The organism is Kangiella taiwanensis (genome assembly GCF_020005165.1).
In the GTDB taxonomy this organism is placed as follows: domain Bacteria; phylum Pseudomonadota; class Gammaproteobacteria; order Enterobacterales; family Kangiellaceae; genus Kangiella; species Kangiella taiwanensis.
Genome location: NZ_JAHCLT010000002.1, coordinates 77,074 through 93,848, shown reverse-complemented (window position 1 = coordinate 93,848; position 16,775 = coordinate 77,074). Strand labels below are relative to the sequence as shown.

Below are 16,775 nucleotides of genomic sequence, written 5' to 3'. Positions count from 1 at the left end.
ACTTTATTGAGAATCGTTTGCAAATAGAATCTATTCTTATATAATTCAGCTAAATCCTCCCAAGGGTGGAACTCATGAGTAACCTAAACATTGAAAAAGTCCTATCTGTAAAGCATTGGAACGATACTTTATTTACCTTTCAAACAACCCGTGATCAAAGCTTACGCTTTCGTAATGGCGAGTTCATTATGATTGGCTTGCCACTGGAAGGTGGTAAAAAAGTTATGCGTGCTTACAGTATCGCGAGCCCAAACTATGAAGAAAACCTTGAATTCTTCAGTATCAAGGTGCCAGACGGTGCTTTGACTTCTCGTCTGCAGCACTTAAAGCCTGGTGATGAAGTCATGGTCAGTAAAAAGCCCACTGGAACCTTAGTGGTTGATGACTTGAAAGCTGGTAGAAATTTGTATTTACTCGCTACCGGAACAGGCTTAGCTCCTTTTATGAGCATTATTCAGTGTCCGGAAACCTATGAAAAGTTCGATAAGGTGGTTCTTTGCCACGGTGTTCGATTTGTTAGTGAGTTGTGTTATCAAGAAAAGATTATGCAAGAACTGCCGAATCATGAGTACTTAGGTGATGTGATTGCTGAAAAGCTATTATATTACCCAACAGTGACTCGTGAGCCTTATCAAAACCAAGGTCGTTTAACTCACGCCTTAGAAGAGGGCTTGGTCGAGTCATCGCTAGGTCTAGACAAGTTAGATCCTAAGCATGATCGCGCTATGATATGTGGTAGCCCTGCGATGTTAGAAGATTTATCCACGCTTCTCGATAATAAAGGCTTCGAGATTAGTCCTAAGATGGGTATTCAAGGTGACTATGTTATCGAGCGTGCATTTGTCGAGTAATTTCATCTTTGCTTATAAATAACCTAGAGTTCTAAGCATAGTCTAATAAAGGCCCCATATTTTGGGGCTTTTGTGTATATCAACCTCAGTCAATGTTATTAGATCCCTATCAGATACTCCTATTTTTACTCTATATAACCATATGGCATACATTTATAGTGCTTAATTTGTAGAGAATAGACGTCTATACGCCAATAATAGCGGTCATAGTAATTAATAGATACAGTAACGTGACTGCGAAAGAACAACAGCCAAATTGGCTAGCGACAAAACTTATCGGCGATGAGTTAATAAGCAAAATACAAAGTTTAAGTTCTCAAGAACTGAGTTGGTTGAGTGGCTATTGCGCTGGGCTTGCAGAAGCAGGCGCTAATACTGGTGTACCACCAGTCTCAAGCTCCTTAGCGCAAGAAACTGTGGTGAGCGATGAAGCTGTTAAGCCTGCTCTGGTGCTGTATGCATCACAAACAGGTAACGCTCAGGCTGTCGCTGAAAGTCTACACCAAAGCCTAAACACCAATGGTGTTAATGCTGTTCTTAAGTCAACCTTGGAACTAAAAGTTAAGGACCTCAAAGATTACTCAGCAATTCTTGTGACTGCTTCAACTCATGGCGAAGGCGAGCCGCCAGATGATGCTATTGAGTTTCATGAAGCATTAACCAGTAAGAAAGGTGCAAAAAAACGCCCGAATCTCGCTGGTGTTAAGCATGCCGTGTTGGGACTGGGTGATTCAAGTTATGAGTTCTTCTGCCAAACGGCCAAAGACTTTGATGCTGCACTTTCGGCGAGTGGAGCAGCTTCGTTGAAGAGTCCAGTTTTATGTGATGTGGATTACGACGATGATGCACAAGCTTGGGTTAACGAGGTTACGGCGTCGCTAAAAGATTACTTCAAAAATTTAGTTGGCGGAGCGGGTAACGCTGCCGTTGAAACCATACAGACGCAAGAAGTTTCCTCAGGCGTTTCTTATGATAAGAACAATCCTTTTACGGCTACCGTTGAAACTATTCAGCGCATAACAGGTCAAGGATCACCCAAGGAAACCTATCATGTGGAAATTGATATTTCTGACTCTGGTATTGTTTACGAGCCGGGGGATGCATTAGGAGTTGTTGCGCATAATCAACATGAATTGGTTTCTGACATTATTCAGCAGCTGGGATTAGACCCCGAAGAAAACGTTATCTATAAAGATAAGAATATCAGCATTCGAAGTTTCCTAACGCAAACTGCTGAGTTAACGCTTGTTAATAAAGGCACCTTGAAAGCTCTGCTTGAAATCAGTCCTAACCAGCAGCTGCAAAAAATTCATGATGAAGAGTTTAGCGAATTCATTCAGCAGCATCAGTTTGTGGATGTATTACACCTTGCCGATCCGACGCTATCTGCGCAGCAACTGGTGGACATTTTAAAACCTATTAAACCACGCTTGTATTCGATCTCTTCAAGCTTGGAAGAGGCTCCAGATGAGGTTCACTTAACCCTAAATCATGTGTCTAACCGTAATGAACATGGCGAGCGTTATGGCCTAGCCAGTCACTTCTTGACCCAAGATCTTGAAGAGGGTGATGAAGTCAGTATCTTCATTGAAAAGAATCCGAAATTTAAACTGCCAGAGGATGATTCTCCGGTGATTATGGTAGGGCCTGGCACTGGGGTAGCACCATTTAGAGCCTTTTTGCAACATCGAGAAGCTCTTGATAACGAAGGCAAAAACTGGCTCTTTTTCGGCAACCCTCACTTTAATACTGACTTCTTATACCAAGTGGAAATCCAGCAGTACTTAAAAGCTGGCACTCTTTCTCGAGTGGACTTAGCTTTCTCGCGCGACTCTGAGGAAGGAAAAAAAGTTTATGTTCAGCACAAGTTGATAGAGCAAGCCGAAGGCGTTTGGAAGTGGCTAGAAGAGGGGGCTTACTTTTATGTCTGTGGCGACATGCATCGGATGGCGAAAGATGTTGAAGCAGCGCTGTTAGAAATCATTCAAACGCAAGGCCAGAAGAGTGAAGAAGACGCTAAGCACTATTTGAAGCAGTTAAAGTTAGATAATCGTTACCAGAGAGATATTTACTAATGAGCAAAGTAAAACCAACAGAATATGATCCAGAACGTCACTCTGAAGTAGAAACGATAAAAGTAAAGAGTAATTACTTGCGTGGCACCTTAGAGGAAAGTTTAAAAGCAGATGTTACAGGTGCTATTGCTGATGATGATCAAATGATCATCAAGTTCCATGGCTCCTATATGCAGGATGATCGTGATCTGAGAGCTGAGCGACGCAAACAAAAGCTTGAGCCTTTGTATTCGTTCATGATCCGCGCACGTTTGCCGGGTGGAATAGCAACTTCTGAGCAATATAAGGTCTTGTCAGATATCGCAGAACAATATGGCCACAGTAGTTTACGCTTAACAACGCGCCAGACGTTTCAGTGGCATGGGATTTTTAAGCGTGACTTAAAGAATACGATTGCTGGTATTAATAAAGCATTAGTCGATTCGATCGCGGCCTGTGGTGACGTTAATCGTAATGTGATGGCTAACCCTTTGTATGAAACGTCAAAGTTACAGACAGAGGTTTACGAGTGGTCGAAAAAAATCAGTGAGCATTTGTTACCAAATACCAATGCCTATCATGAAATTTGGTTAGACGGTGAAAAAGTTGAAACAACGGAGGAGCCAATATATGGCAAAACTTATTTGCCTCGTAAGTTTAAAATAGCCATTGCGGTTCCTCCATACAATGATGTCGATATCTACGCTAACGACATTGGTTTGGTAGCGATCGCTGATGGTGATAAGTTACTAGGCTTTAACATTCTCGTTGGTGGTGGCATGGGTAGCACCCACAGCGACACTGAAACTTACCCGCGAGCAGCTTCAGTCATCGGCTTCAGCAAGCCAGAAGATACTCTCGCAGTGGTAGAAAATATCCTTAAAGTGCAACGCGATTATGGTAACCGTGAAGTTCGTAAACTAGCGCGTTTAAAATACACCGTGGATCGTCTAACGGTCAATGGCTTTAAAGAGACTTTAGCTGATTACCTCGGTTACAGTCTAGAAGACGCTAAGCCGTTTAAATTTGATCACAATGGTGATCGTTTTGGCTGGGTTAAAACCGATGACGGGCTGTGGCACTTAACCTTGTACATTCATAGCGGGCGAATCAAAGATACAGACGAGTCTCGGGTTTTTACGGGCCTACGCGCCATTGCCGATATTCATGATGGCGAATTCCGTTGCTCGCCAAATCAAAACATTATTATCAGTAATGTTTCAGAAGCTAATAAGGCAGCGATACAGAAGCTTGTAGAGCAGCATGGAATCAGTATCGGAAAAACTGAAACACCAACACGACTCAATTCTCTGGCTTGTGTGGCTTTTCCAACATGTGCTCTAGCAATGGCTGAAGCGGAACGCTATCTGCCGACATTGATGGACAAGATTGAGTTACAACTTGAGAAGTATGACATTGCTGACAAGCCGATAAACATTCGTATGACAGGCTGCCCCAATGGTTGCGCTCGTCCTTATTTAGGTGAAATAGGTTTTGTTGGCAAGGCTCCCGGAAAATATAACTTATATTTAGGAGCGAGCCATGAAGGTGACCGGGTCAATAAGTTGTACCGTGAGAATATTAATGAAGCTCAGATTTTAGAAGAGCTCGATCCGATTTTTCAGCGTTATGCAGCTGAGCGTCATACTGATGAGCACTTCGGGGACTTTGTTATTCGTCAGGGTTATGTCAACGCTGTTCATAATGGCGTGGATTTTCATAGCTAAAGATTAGGGAGAAGGCATGTCTTTGCTCAATGAGTCGTGGTTTGAACAGGTTAATGCCAAGCTAGAGTCTGCTTCTGCTGAAGAGCGGGTGGCGTATGCTTTGGAGCACTTGCCTGGAAATGCGGCTTTAGCATCAAGCTTTGGAGCTCAGTCGGCGGTAAGCCTGCATCTTCTGACGCAAGCTAAGCCAGACATTCCTGTTATTTTAGTGGATACGGGCTACTTGTTCCCAGAAACCTACCAGTTTGTAGATGAGCTTACTGAGCGCCTCAATTTAAACTTGCGGGTTTACCAAAGTAATTTAAGCGCAGCTTGGCAAGAAGCCCGCTACGGCAAGCTGTGGGAAAAAGGTGAGCAAGGAATCAAGGACTATAATCAACGTAACAAAGTGGAGCCGATGGATCGAGCGCTTGATGATTTAAACGTTAGCACTTGGTTTTCTGGATTGCGTCGTCAGCAGGCTAGCTCTCGACAAGGTCTGCCTGTGGTTCAATCTTTCAAGGGACGAATTAAAGTTCATCCGATCATTGATTGGGATAACAAAATGATTCATGAATACCTAAAAAAGCACAGCTTGCCTTATCACCCTTTGTGGGAACAGGGATATGTTTCGATTGGGGATACTCATAGTACGGTTCCTTTAAGTTCAGATATGGATGAAGAAGATACTCGTTTCGGTGGTATTGTTCGCGAGTGCGGGCTACATGTGGATACTTTGTCTGGCCTTTAGATTGGTGTGTAGGCTTACTCATTAAATTAGTCGAAAAAGGCAGCTCTAGGCTGCCTTTTTGTATGCGGTATCAGTTAAGCACTAATAATGTTTAGATATGCCACATCTGGTGCATTGGTAATGCCTTTTCTTCTTTGTCTTCTTCAACGGTATTAGCCAGTTGCAATGAAGAGGTATAGTCCTGGTGAATATACTGACTCAACTGCTCGCTGGTAATGTGTGGTGCGAAATAGTTGATGAAGTCTTTCATGTATTTCTTCAGGAAAATATTTTTATTAAAGGCCAGCCAAGTTGTGCAGCGCGGCAAAATATCTTTGGTTGAGTAGCCTAACAGATCGCGATCTTGTTGTGGTGAGAAAGCCATACTCGCTATCACACCAATGCCAAAACCATTGCGGACGTAAGTCTTAATTACATCCGCGTCGCGTGCTGTAAAAACGATATTCGGCTCTAGCTGCTGCTTTTTAAACGCACTGGTTAAACTCGAGTTTTTAGCACTACCCATGAATGGGTAAGTCACGATAGGGTACTTAGCTAAATCATGCAGTTCAATTTTCCGGAGATCGCCTAACGGGTGATCGTGAGGAAATAAAATCGTGCGGTCCCACTGGAAGCAGGGAATCTTCACAATATTGGCACCCAGATCGATATTGCCGGATGCAATGGCAAAATCGACTTCTTGTTTTTGCAATTGCGATAAAATCTGATCCGAAGTTCCTTGCTGTAAATCTATCGTCAAATTTGGATAACGCTTATGGAAGTTAGCAAAAACTTTCGGCAACACATATTGCGCTTGAGTCTGCGTGGTAGCGATAGAAAAATTCCCAGAATCACTCTGGTTAGCCAGACTGGTAATGTTCTTTATGTGATTAACTTCGTGCAATACCTTTCGTGCTCGATTGAGTACTTCCTCACCAAGTTCGGTTATTCCCACAAGTTGTTTACCATTGCGTTCGAAAATTTTTGTCTCTAACTCGCTCTCTAACAATCTAAGCTGCTTACTGATGCCGGGCTGAGAGGTATAAAGTTTCTCTGCGGCCTTTGTAATGCTTAAATTGTTATCCGCAATCGCAATGAGATAGTTCAGTTGCTGTAGCTTCATAACAATTACTTCTTAAAACCCCCTAGAAAAGAGTGATAATATACGTATAGACGGCCAAAAGCAACCTTTATATTCCATTAGGTTATAAAGAACTGTCTAAAGATTATTTATTATGCGATGCCGATAAATGTTTAGATATAGCCATCTAAACGTCAGTAGTGGCAGGTTATCAGACAGGTTATGGAATACTTCCCAATTACAGTTCGGCTTCAAGAACAGCAATGTCTAATCGTTGGTGGTGGGGAGATTGCATGCCGAAAACTTAAAAGCCTGCTTAAAGCAGACGCGAAAGTCAGTTTAGTGGCGCTTGAGTTTAATGCTGAGATTAAAGAATTAGCAGCGCAACATGACCTAACTCTTTATGAGCAAGCCTTTGATGAAAGTTTGGTTGAGGGCAATTATTTGATTGTTGCTGCGACTGACAATAAAGCTTTAAACCAGCAAGTAAGTGAACTTGGTCGTCGGTACAATATATGGGTCAATGTGGTTGATGACTTAGAGTTAAGTACTTTTATTATGCCTGCGATCGTTGATCGTTCGCCGCTATTGGTGGCAGTATCGACAGGAGGCGTATCACCAGTTTTAGCTCGTAAGATACGAGAGAAGCTTGAATGGGTGTTACCAAATAATCTTGGTGGACTACTAAAGCGTTTGAAGGCATTTCGACCAAGCGTAAAAAAAAAGTTTCAAGACTTGAAGAGTAAGCGTGACTTCTCAGAGTGGTATATTGAAACTGCGATTAACGAACCTCAAACGTTAAACCGCGACTTTGACGAGACTGTAGCCCTTTATGAAGGTACAGCAGAAAAAAGTGGCAAGGTTTATTTAGTTGGTGCAGGCCCTGGTGACCCAGACTTACTGACCATTAAGGCGCTAAAAATCCTGCAAAAAGCAGATATTGTGTTGCATGATGCTTTGGTCTCAGACGCAATTTTAGATTTAGTCCGTCGCGATGCAACGCTAGTGAATGTCGGCAAGCGTGCGAAAAAGCACAGTGTGGTGCAAGAGGAGACAAATCGACTATTAGTGCATTATGCTCAGAAAGGGCTCTCAGTGGTTCGCCTTAAAGGCGGTGACCCTTTTATATATGGTCGTGGCGGAGAAGAATTGGAACAGCTGGTTGATGCTGCAGTCGATTATGAAGTTGTACCCGGTATCACCGCAGCATCTGGATGCTCGAGTTATGCGGGAATCCCACTAACGCATCGTGAGTACTCGCAGACGGTGATGTTTATAACGGCGCATTGTAAACAGTCGGAAGACACGCTTAATTGGCAAAGCCTAGCTCGGGAGCAGCAAACAGTTGTGGTCTACATGGGCTTGCTCAGAAATGAAGTGTTAGTGCAGCAACTCATTAAGCATGGGCGTGATGCTAATACGCCTATAGCTGTGATTGAAAATGGTACCTTGCCACAGCAAAGAGTGATTACGGGCAGTTTGACACAGTTGCCAGAATTAGTAGCACAGCATGGTATTGTTTCGCCATCTCTAATTGTTATTGGTGAAGTCGCTGCGCTTGCTAATACGCTGGGTTGGTATCAACACAGCAAGTTATTACAAGCAACAAGTGAGCCCCATCAGCATGACTTTGATGGTACAACAGAACAGAATTTTGTAGAAAAAGTTAAAGAGGCAGTGTAGGAATGAGTAGAATATACGATTCGATTTTAGACACGATTGGTAATACTCCAATTGTCAAAATTAACCGTTTAGGACCTAAGCACGTTAATTTATTTGTTAAAGCTGAATACTTTAACCCGCTTGCGTCAGTAAAAGACCGTTTGGCTTTTGCCATTATCAATGACGCTGAGCAAAAAGGTCTGTTAAAGCCAGGCCAAACTGTTGTTGAGGCAACGTCAGGTAACACAGGAATAGCGTTAGCGATGGTCTGTGCGGCTAAAGGCTATCCTTTTGTGGCAGTAATGACAGAGACGTTCTCTGTTGAGCGTCGCAAGATTATGCGCGCATTGGGTGCTAAAGTAGTGCTAACGCCTGCAGCAGAGCGTGGTACTGGCATGGTAAAGGTGGCAGAACAATTGGCTGAGAAAAATGGTTGGTTCTTAGCGCGCCAATTTGAGAACTTAGCAAACCCAGAATACCACCGTAATACGACCGCGCCAGAAATCCTACGCGCTTTTGCTAATCAAAAACTGGACTACTTTGTCAGTGGCTATGGTACTGGCGGTACTATTACCGGAGTTGGTGAAGTGTTGAAGCTGGCGCGTCCTGACATCAAAGTGATCGCAACTGAGCCAGAGGTGGCGTCGCTACTGCAAGGCAAAGAGTGGCAACCTCACAAAATCCAAGGTTGGACGCCAGACTTTGTGGCGGATGTGATGAACCAAGAGGTTTATGATCAGGTGATTCCAATTTCTGACGAGGTAGCTCGTGATACATCACTAGCATTAGCGAGAAACGAAGGGATCTTCTGTGGGATTTCTTCAGGAGCTACGTTTGCAGCAGCGCTAGAAGCCGCGCAGGATGCTCCAGAGGGCTCCAACATCCTTGCAATGTTACCTGATACTGGTGAGCGCTATTTGAGTACTTTCTTGTTCGACGGTATCGACGAAGGTTCAGATGAAGAAATTCTAGCGTCTTTGAATGATTAATAATTAACTATTTTGCATCAATGAGTCTTACTCCTATCGACTCACTAGCCCGCCAACTGTAAAGTGACGCGGGCTTTTTTTATGCTGTAACCCGAGTGCCCTAACTAACGCAACTCAAATTTGATGTTCTAACGCCAACTCAGCATAATGAACTCATCACGATAGCCATAGAGTTTTGCACCATGCAGTGGAGTTCACAAAGTTGCCGTGCTCACGTTTTTGCTGCGCCTGGATTAGAAGGCACTACAGCCAAGGTGTATTGTTTGGATGATATGTTAGAACCAGACGAAATGCAGCGATTGGCATCTATGGAGGAGGAGCCCGCAACATGCTTTATAACGCCACAAGAACCTCACGTTTTCAACATTCGATGTTTCAACACGACTCAGGAAATTCGACTTTGTGGTCATGGTCTTTTAGCCAGCGCAAGGGTTGTTTTAGAGCAGACAGGCAGTTCCAGCGTTACTTTTCAAACCTGTAGCGACTCTGTAAAAGCTCGTTATGACACTAAGAACGATTCTATTGAAATTGCCTTTGCACCACTTCACTCGGCCTCCGTTAGCCCTCCTAAATGGTTAAAAGAGTGCTTTAGCACGCTTCCCTTACAAGTGGCGCAAGCTGGACCTACCGATGGTTATTGGGTCATGCAATGGCCGCAAGGAACATTACAAAATCTGCAAGTCGATGCTGAAAAACTTAGCATGAATACACAAAGAGCCTTGATCGCGACTGAAGCAGCAACTGATGATATTTATGATTACTACTTCCGATATTTCGCGCCACAACATGGTGTGATAGAGGACAAGGCGACGGGCTCTGCACAACGAGTGCTGATCAGTTATTGGAGTGAAATTTTAAATCAATGTAACGTTAAAGCACGACAATACTCTAAAGAAGGAGCTGAGCTTTTAGGTCGAGTGGAAGACCAAGACGTCTGGATATCTGGTAATGTAGATATTGAGCGTTAAGATAGATTAAGAATTGTTAATGACTTTCTAGCGAATACGAAGGATAAGGTTGCGAGATGTTGGATAAGGTAAAGCCTGAAACCAGTATTGAGGCGGTTGTAGAGCAGTTTCACTCAGTGAGAGCACTGACAGAGTCATTGTGTGAACACTTGGATGTAGAAGATTATAACCTGCAGGCAATGCCTGAGACTAGCCCGGTAAAGTGGCACTTAGCCCATACATCGTGGTTCTTCGAAACTTTTATTTTAAAACCATTTCAGACAGGGTTTGAGCCTTTTGACCGCGACTTTGAGTACCTTTTTAACTCCTATTACAATGCTGTAGGAGCCCAGTTCCCAAGGCCTAGGCGGCATTTGTTGTCTCGTCCAACGGTAAGCCAAGTTGAGCAGTATCGCCACTCGGTCACTCAAGCCGTGATTAAACTTATTAAACAGTCTGAGCAACACTTAGAGCAAATATTGGCACTGGTAATTTTAGGAATAAACCATGAACAGCAACATCAAGAGCTGCTGTTAACTGATCTAAAGTATAACCTTTTCCAGAACCCGGTACTTCCTTGTTATCGTAACAGCCACTCAAGCAAAAGTAATACAAAACAAAAAACTGAGTTATCGAAGCATCAGTGGGTAGAGTTTGAGCCGGGGTTATGTCAGATAGGGCAGGATGTGGGTGACGGTGTTGATTCAAAGTTTGCTTTTGATAATGAATCACCGAAACATAAGCATTACCTCGAAGCGTTTCAACTCGGAAGTCGGTTAGTGACTAATGGTGAGTTCATTGAGTTTATGGACGATGGAGGATATTGTCGAGCTGACTTATGGCTAAGTGACGGCTGGGTTACGAAAAATGAACAAGATTGGTCATCGCCATTATATTGGTTTAAAGATGGTGACACTTGGTATCACTATACTTTAAATGGTGTCACAAAACTTTGCATGGACGAGCCAGTCAGCCACGTCAGCTTCTATGAGGCAGATGCCCACGCCACTTGGAAGGGGGCGCGCTTGCCTACCGAGCAGGAATGGGAACGCGTTGCTTTAGAGTATTCATTAGAGGGAAACTTCTTAGAAGCTCAACACTTCGCTCCAAGTCTTTCGAAACGCAAAAGGTTGGTAGAGCAACTTTATGGCGAGCTTTGGCAGTGGACATCCAGTAGTTACAGCCCTTACCCAGGTTACCAAATTTTGCCAGGAGCAGTTGGTGAATATAATGGTAAGTTTATGGCTAATCAGTATGTCTTACGTGGGGGCTCCTGCGTAAGTTCACGAGAACATTTAAGAGCTAGTTACCGTAACTTTTTTTATCCCGATGCTCGTTGGCAGTTTTCAGGGATCCGTTTAGCAAAAAACCTTTAAGGAGAGTACGTGAGCCATCCGCTAACGTTAGAGCAAGAGCAGGCCGCAATTTTAGAAGGGTTAGAGGCAGAACAAAAGTTCATTAACCCAAAATACTTCTATAATCATCATGGCTCTAAACTGTTTGAAAAAATTACACAGCTTGATGAGTATTACCCCACTCGAACAGAGCGAGACATACTAAAGGACAGAGCCGATGATATTGCTAATTTGATTGAAAAGAATGCCGTTATTATTGAGCCAGGAGCCGGCAGCTGCAAGAAAATTGAATATCTGCTCGAAGCTCTGCATCCAAAAGCATATGTGCCTCAGGATGTCTCTGCAGAATTTTTACAACAGTCAGCAGAGCGTTTATCCAACAGTTATCCATGGTTAAAAGTGGTTCCTGTGGCTAGCGACTTTTCCCAGCCTATCGAGATTCCACAGTCACTAAAATCAGAGCGTAAATATGTTTTTTATCCCGGCTCTACCATCGGTAATTTTGAGCCAGAAGATGCGTTACAATTTTTGAAGCAAATGCGCCAGTTGGTGGGAGATGGGGGCGGTATGATCTTAGGTGTTGATTTGCATAAGGATAATGACGTGCTTCATGCTGCATATAATGATAGCGAAGGCGTTACGGCAGCATTTAATTTAAACACACTGTCCCACATCAATGAGATTTTAGGCTCAGACTTTGATATTGAGAAATTTGAACATATAGCGCTCTATAATAATGAACAGCAGCGAATTGAAATGTATCTTAAAAGTCTAGAGTTTCAATCCTATGAGGTGTTGGGACGTACATTGACTTTTGCTAGAGACGAACTTGTTCATACGGAGCACTCCTACAAATACACTTTAAAAGGTATTGGAATGTTAGCTGAAAGAGCTGGCTTTGAGCTAGGGTATAGCTGGACCGATGCAGACAACCTTTTCAGTGTGAATTATTTGAATGCTCGGTAACGAGTAGCCTGCTAAGAACAGGCTGTTTTAAGTACTATAAGATTTTAACCGCGTTGGATTTAAGCTGATAAAGAGTGATTCCACTTTCAATCGCTGTTTCATCAAAAGCTTCACCAGCATCCTTAGCCATGTGTTTTAAGTAGGCAATGGTTTGCTCTTTGTTTAGATGTTTCGCGACGAATACTCCTGAGGCATAGGCTTCGGAGCCAATGGTATGAAGTGGGATTTCAATCTCACCATCGGCAACTTTTACTCTTAGCTTGCTGTTGCCTGATTCGAAATCTGCCCAACATCCACGTTTCTTACAGACCTTCCCAATGGTTCCCTTGATAGTGACTTCTTTGTCGACAAACTGTTGAGGGTTAGCCAGTAAGCTTTCGATAGGTTGCTCTAATTCCATTTTTACCGTGTTGCCTAACTGAAGTTCTTTGGCAGATAGGTTACTTGTCATTACTAAACATAAGGTTAATGCCAACAATAGCGACTTCATAGAATTCCTTTTGTGCTAAAAGAGTGTGTGAACACTATTTTTAGCAAATTGGGCGTTGCTGTGCAATTCTTACTAGTACAGATACAAAAATACCCGCATAAGGCGGGTATTTATCGTATGGCGGTGAAGGACTGAACTTGCTCCTGGCAAGTTCTAGTATTCCCTACATCCATGTAGGTTAGAGGGATTACTGTGCCCTGCGGGCCATCGCACCCAAGGGGCAGACCCTCGCGTTGCTCCGATGTTGTCTCGTAGCTAGCGCTACTCGGCTCGAACCCTTGAGGCTTCTCATCAACTACTTCATCAAATAAAAAAGCCTGCACATGGCAGGCTTATTGATTTGGCGGTGAAGGAGGGATTCGAACCCTCGATACGCTACTAACGTATACACACTTTCCAGGCGTGCGCCTTCAGCCACTCGGCCACTTCACCATAAACTATTAATCAGAGAGGTATTTGAAACACCTTCAACTGTATTCAAACGGCGCACTTAGGCGTGCGCGTTACTCGAAAGCTGTCGCTTTCTCGCCCTCCGGGCCGCTGCCGTAAACGCCAGCGTTCAAACCTTCGGTTTGTCAGCCACTCGGCCACTTCACCATAACACTGTATATTTTGAGGTGTTGCGAGACACCTTCCTTTATTCCGTCGGCACAAGTCCAAACCATTGTGCTTTCAGGGCGCGTAAGATAGCGGAAACTCGCCTTTATAGCAAGTGTCGCATGAACTGGGTTTAGTCTTAGTCAGACTGTATGTAGGCCTTGTGCGGGGAGACAAGGATGTTATGCATGGCTTCTCTGCCGAGGAGCATTTTATAACGCATTTTCTTACGATCGGCCAAAGTGATGTCAATATCCCAAGTAGTTCCGCCAATGGTAATAGGGGTTCTTATGACGTATCTGAGTTGTGTCTGACCATTGGAGCTGGTGATTTTTCGATAGTCGATGACTTCACTTTCGCATTCTACGATAGTTTTAGGGTGGCGTTTGTAAGGGCATGTCTTAAACTTCACATAACTCGTGCCATCTTTCTCGAAGGACTCTATATCGAAGGCATGAAGGCTTGATGTTTTAGCGCCCGTATCGACTTTGACTTTAATTGGGTCAATGTTGAGTTCAAGTAGCTTGGCTTCTTCTTTCCAGCCGACAGTCATTTTCGTCACTTTAAGCTCCTTATTGGTTCAATTATCAGTTTGCTCTAACCTTTACCTTTCGGCTTGTTAGGGCCTTTCAGTGAGTCTTTTTCTATATATCTGATAATCGCACCAGCAACATCTTTGCCTGTGGCTTTTTCAATTCCCTCAAGCCCAGGTGAGGAGTTCACTTCAATAACGAGTGGACCATGGGCGGAACGTAACAAGTCGACGCCAGCAACATCAAGGCCCATAACTTTGGCTGCTCTTACCGCTAAAGCTCGCTCCTCAGGTTTGAGTTTGGTCACTTCAGCGCTACCTCCACGATGAAGGTTTGAGCGGAACTCACCCTCTTTGGCGCTTCGCTGCATGGCTGCGATCACTTTGTCACCGACAACAAAACAACGAACATCGGAGCCACCAGACTCTTTGATGAATTCTTGGACTAGGAAGTCTGCATTCAGACTTCTAAAGGCATTGATCAAACTTTCAGCGGCTTTGTTCGTTTCAGCTAAAACAACTCCGTTGCCATGTGTGCTTTCGATAATCTTTACGATTAGAGGGGCGCCACCAACGGATTGAATGATTTCATCAGTAGCATCGATCGAGTGGGCATAGCTGGTAATCGGCATACCAACGCCTTTGCGAGCGAGTAATTGGTGTGCGCGCAATTTGTCACGAGAGCGCGTAATTGCGATAGATTCGTTTACGGAGTAGACGCCGCCCACTTCAAATTGTCGAAGCACAGCTGTTCCGTAAGCTGTTATAGATGCTCCAATCCTTGGGATAACAGCATCAAAGGTGAGTTGAGTTACCTCCCCACGAACCTTACTGTGAACCGTAGGGCGGTTAGCTGTAATATTCATAAAGCATTTCAGTACATCCACCACTTGTGGCTCGTGTCCACGTTCTTTGGCGGCTTCGACCAGTCGTCTCGTCGAATACAATTTAGCGTTGCGAGAAAGAATACCGATTTTCATGGGTTACCTTGTGTTGCTTTATGAATGTCATGATTTTTGTGGTGGCTAATATAGCACACGCCTATTGAAACCATATAGCAAATAATCATCAGTTTCAAAAGTGAGCCATGTCACAAAGGGAAATAAGAACACCGGTTTGTCATCAAGTTGCAACCAGAATGACAAGTGGATGTCACGGTATCGTCACCTTAGATAAATAGTCTATAGGCGCTAAATAAACAAACCCCATTTGAGGATAAATTTATGCGTCGTCTAAGTAAAACTATAATAGCTACGGCGGTGACTTGCGGACTGGTTTCTGTTGCGCATTCAGCCGTTCTTCCTGATGTTCAATCGAACAGCCCTTGGTTTACCGATGGTAAAGCTGCTATTGATAAACAATTAAACCTAGCTCCAAAAAAGAAAGCTAAGAACGTCATTTTATTCGTCGGTGATGGTATGGGTGTTTCCACTATCACTGCAGCCAGAATTTTAGCAGGACAGCGCCAAGGCGATACTGGGGAGGAAAATGTTTTGTCGTTCGAGAAGATGCCCTATAGCGCCCAGGTAAAAACCTATAACACAAACCAACAAACACCTGATTCTGCGGGCACCATGACTGCGATGATGACTGGCGTAAAAACCAAAGCCGGGGTGATCAATATTGCGCCAGATACTGATCGTGCGAACTGTGATACGGCATCAGGCTATGAGTTGAAAACGGCTTTAGAGATGGCTGAAGAAAAGGGCATGTCTACGGGGATTATCTCTACCGCTCGTGTCACGCACGCTACGCCTGCCGCAACTTACTCTAAAGTCCCTGAGCGTAACTGGGAAAGTGACGATGGACTACCTGAAGAAGCTAAAGCGGCAGGTTGTAAGGATATTGCTGCTCAGCTTGTTGAGTTAGAAGCAGGTGACGGTATTGATGTTGTTATGGGTGGTGGACGTCGTCACTTTATTCCAGAGACTACAACTGATTCAGAAGGAAAGTCTGGTAAGCGAACTGATGGTCGTGACTTAACTAATGAATGGTTGGAGCGCTACAACGACCAAGCGGCTTTCTATGTTGAAGACCAGTCCAGTTTTTCGGGTTTAGACTTAGCAAATACAGACAAGTTACTGGCGCTATTTAATTCTTCACACATGGAGTACAACACAGATCGTTTAAAAGATGTTGGTGGAGAACCTACGGTTGCAGAAATGACGGAAGGCGCATTAGAGGTCTTAAAGAAAAATGATAATGGCTACTTCTTAATGGTGGAGTCAGGTCGAATTGACCACGGGCATCACGCTGGGAATGCCTATCGAGCACTGGACGACACTATTGCCTTCGCAAACGCCATTCAGTATGCCATGGATAACACGGACCCTGAGGAAACATTGATTATTGTCACTGCTGATCACAGTCATGTATTTACGATTGCTGGCTACCCGCAGCGCGGTAATCCCATTTTAGGTGTGGTGAAGTCGACCGATGGCAATGGTCAGCCAAAAGCAGATCCTTCTCTGGCTGCAGACGGGATGCCATACACCACAGTGGGCTATGCAAATGGTTTAGGTTTTGCTGATTATGGGGATGGTAATGGTGGCGACCAACGTTACGGTGATGATGCTCATGCCGGTCGTGCTGATCTCACAAGTATTGATACAACTCACTCTGGTTTTCACCAAGAGGCACTGGTTCCTTTAGGTTCTGAAACTCACGCTGGGGAAGATATCACGGTTCACGCTGTTGGCCCTGGAGCACATTTGTTACAGGGTGTAATCGAGCAAAACGTTATCTTTCATGTCATTAACCAAGCAGCCGAACTTGGTGGCGTAGCTTATCAGTAAACACTGAGCAGCCATCACAA

Annotated in this window: 14 protein-coding genes and 1 tRNA gene; 10 read left to right on the top strand and 5 right to left on the bottom strand. The window is 44.0% G+C overall.

Translation table 11 applies throughout. The features are described from left to right. The first annotated feature begins 74 nt into the window (after nt 1–74). The 4 genes from KFK88_RS05925 (at nt 75) to KFK88_RS05910 (ending at nt 5,362) form a co-directional block, all read left to right on the top strand. Nucleotides 75–851 carry a ferredoxin--NADP reductase gene (locus tag KFK88_RS05925; RefSeq protein ID WP_223577771.1) on the top strand — a complete coding sequence of 259 codons (777 nt, stop codon included), beginning with the start codon at nt 75–77 and terminating at the stop codon, nt 849–851. Nucleotides 852–1,081: 230 nt separating this feature from the next. Next, the gene (locus KFK88_RS05920; protein WP_223577769.1) at nt 1,082–2,926 is read left to right on the top strand and encodes an assimilatory sulfite reductase (NADPH) flavoprotein subunit; all 1,845 of its coding nucleotides are present in this window, start codon (nt 1,082–1,084) and stop codon (nt 2,924–2,926) included. Continuing rightward, nucleotides 2,926–4,632: an assimilatory sulfite reductase (NADPH) hemoprotein subunit gene (gene cysI / locus KFK88_RS05915; RefSeq protein ID WP_223577767.1), complete on the top strand. Its 1,707-nt coding sequence runs from the start codon at nt 2,926–2,928 to the stop codon at nt 4,630–4,632. Before KFK88_RS05920 ends, cysI begins: the two co-directional genes overlap by 1 nt. A 16-nt stretch (nt 4,633–4,648) precedes the next feature. Next, a complete protein-coding gene (locus KFK88_RS05910) occupies nt 4,649–5,362 on the top strand; it encodes a phosphoadenylyl-sulfate reductase (protein ID WP_223577765.1) in 714 nt (237 codons plus the stop codon). Nucleotides 5,363–5,453: 91 nt separating this feature from the next. Here the strand turns inward: KFK88_RS05910 and KFK88_RS05905 are convergent, their stop codons facing one another. After that, nucleotides 5,454–6,464 (bottom strand): LysR substrate-binding domain-containing protein, encoded by a 1,011-nt coding sequence (locus KFK88_RS05905; RefSeq protein ID WP_223577764.1) that lies wholly within the window; start codon nt 6,462–6,464, stop codon nt 5,454–5,456. 180 nt (nt 6,465–6,644) lie between these two features. Here KFK88_RS05905 and cysG point away from each other — a divergent pair, with 180 nt between their 5' ends. The 5 genes from cysG to egtD all read left to right on the top strand — a co-directional run bounded on the left by cysG (nt 6,645) and on the right by egtD (nt 12,341). Then, on the top strand, nt 6,645–8,105 hold the full coding sequence (gene cysG, locus KFK88_RS05900; protein WP_223577763.1) for a siroheme synthase CysG: 1,461 nt from the start codon (nt 6,645–6,647) through the stop codon (nt 8,103–8,105). A gap of 2 nt (nt 8,106–8,107) precedes the next feature. After that, on the top strand, nt 8,108–9,073 hold the full coding sequence (gene cysK / locus KFK88_RS05895) for a cysteine synthase A (protein WP_223577762.1): 966 nt from the start codon (nt 8,108–8,110) through the stop codon (nt 9,071–9,073). Nucleotides 9,074–9,255: 182 nt separating this feature from the next. Next, nucleotides 9,256–10,041: a PhzF family phenazine biosynthesis protein gene (locus KFK88_RS05890; RefSeq protein ID WP_223577761.1), complete on the top strand. Its 786-nt coding sequence runs from the start codon at nt 9,256–9,258 to the stop codon at nt 10,039–10,041. 56 nt (nt 10,042–10,097) lie between these two features. Then, nucleotides 10,098–11,396, top strand: coding sequence for an ergothioneine biosynthesis protein EgtB (gene egtB, locus KFK88_RS05885; protein WP_223577760.1), 1,299 nt, complete (start codon nt 10,098–10,100; stop codon nt 11,394–11,396). A 9-nt stretch (nt 11,397–11,405) separates the two neighbouring features. After that, nucleotides 11,406–12,341 carry an L-histidine N(alpha)-methyltransferase gene (egtD, locus tag KFK88_RS05880; protein ID WP_223577759.1) on the top strand — a complete coding sequence of 312 codons (936 nt, stop codon included), beginning with the start codon at nt 11,406–11,408 and terminating at the stop codon, nt 12,339–12,341. Nucleotides 12,342–12,375: 34 nt separating this feature from the next. Here egtD and KFK88_RS05875 read toward each other — a convergent pair whose 3' ends face one another. The 4 genes from KFK88_RS05875 to rimK all read right to left on the bottom strand — a co-directional run bounded on the left by KFK88_RS05875 (nt 12,376) and on the right by rimK (nt 14,940). Then, on the bottom strand, nt 12,376–12,831 hold the full coding sequence (locus KFK88_RS05875) for a DUF4920 domain-containing protein (protein ID WP_223577757.1): 456 nt from the start codon (nt 12,829–12,831) through the stop codon (nt 12,376–12,378). A gap of 341 nt (nt 12,832–13,172) precedes the next feature. Beyond that, a tRNA-Ser gene (locus KFK88_RS05870) sits at nt 13,173–13,263 on the bottom strand. A 304-nt stretch (nt 13,264–13,567) separates the two neighbouring features. Continuing rightward, the gene (locus KFK88_RS05865) at nt 13,568–13,981 is read right to left on the bottom strand and encodes an ATP-dependent zinc protease family protein (RefSeq protein ID WP_223578797.1); all 414 of its coding nucleotides are present in this window, start codon (nt 13,979–13,981) and stop codon (nt 13,568–13,570) included. 44 nt (nt 13,982–14,025) lie between these two features. After that, nucleotides 14,026–14,940, bottom strand: coding sequence for a 30S ribosomal protein S6--L-glutamate ligase (gene rimK / locus KFK88_RS05860; RefSeq protein WP_223577755.1), 915 nt, complete (start codon nt 14,938–14,940; stop codon nt 14,026–14,028). A gap of 243 nt (nt 14,941–15,183) precedes the next feature. Here rimK and KFK88_RS05855 point away from each other — a divergent pair, with 243 nt between their 5' ends. Next, nucleotides 15,184–16,755 (top strand): alkaline phosphatase, encoded by a 1,572-nt coding sequence (locus KFK88_RS05855; protein WP_223577753.1) that lies wholly within the window; start codon nt 15,184–15,186, stop codon nt 16,753–16,755. The last annotated feature ends 20 nt before the right edge of the window (nt 16,756–16,775 follow it).

What these genes read in the sequence shown, in the direction of transcription:
- KFK88_RS05910 (WP_223577765.1), top strand. Translation starts at nt 4,649, where the DNA reads ATGTCTTTGCTCAATGAGTCGTGGTTTGAACAGGTTAATGCCAAGCTA.
- KFK88_RS05890 (WP_223577761.1), top strand. Translation starts at nt 9,256, where the DNA reads ATGCAGTGGAGTTCACAAAGTTGCCGTGCTCACGTTTTTGCTGCGCCT.
- cysI (WP_223577767.1), top strand. Translation starts at nt 2,926, where the DNA reads ATGAGCAAAGTAAAACCAACAGAATATGATCCAGAACGTCACTCTGAA.
- KFK88_RS05905 (WP_223577764.1), bottom strand. Translation starts at nt 6,464, where the DNA reads ATGAAGCTACAGCAACTGAACTATCTCATTGCGATTGCGGATAACAAT.
- KFK88_RS05855 (WP_223577753.1), top strand. Translation starts at nt 15,184, where the DNA reads ATGCGTCGTCTAAGTAAAACTATAATAGCTACGGCGGTGACTTGCGGA.
- egtB (WP_223577760.1), top strand. Translation starts at nt 10,098, where the DNA reads ATGTTGGATAAGGTAAAGCCTGAAACCAGTATTGAGGCGGTTGTAGAG.
- KFK88_RS05925 (WP_223577771.1), top strand. Translation starts at nt 75, where the DNA reads ATGAGTAACCTAAACATTGAAAAAGTCCTATCTGTAAAGCATTGGAAC.
- KFK88_RS05875 (WP_223577757.1), bottom strand. Translation starts at nt 12,831, where the DNA reads ATGAAGTCGCTATTGTTGGCATTAACCTTATGTTTAGTAATGACAAGT.
- KFK88_RS05865 (WP_223578797.1), bottom strand. Translation starts at nt 13,981, where the DNA reads ATGACTGTCGGCTGGAAAGAAGAAGCCAAGCTACTTGAACTCAACATT.
- cysG (WP_223577763.1), top strand. Translation starts at nt 6,645, where the DNA reads ATGGAATACTTCCCAATTACAGTTCGGCTTCAAGAACAGCAATGTCTA.
- rimK (WP_223577755.1), bottom strand. Translation starts at nt 14,940, where the DNA reads ATGAAAATCGGTATTCTTTCTCGCAACGCTAAATTGTATTCGACGAGA.
- cysK (WP_223577762.1), top strand. Translation starts at nt 8,108, where the DNA reads ATGAGTAGAATATACGATTCGATTTTAGACACGATTGGTAATACTCCA.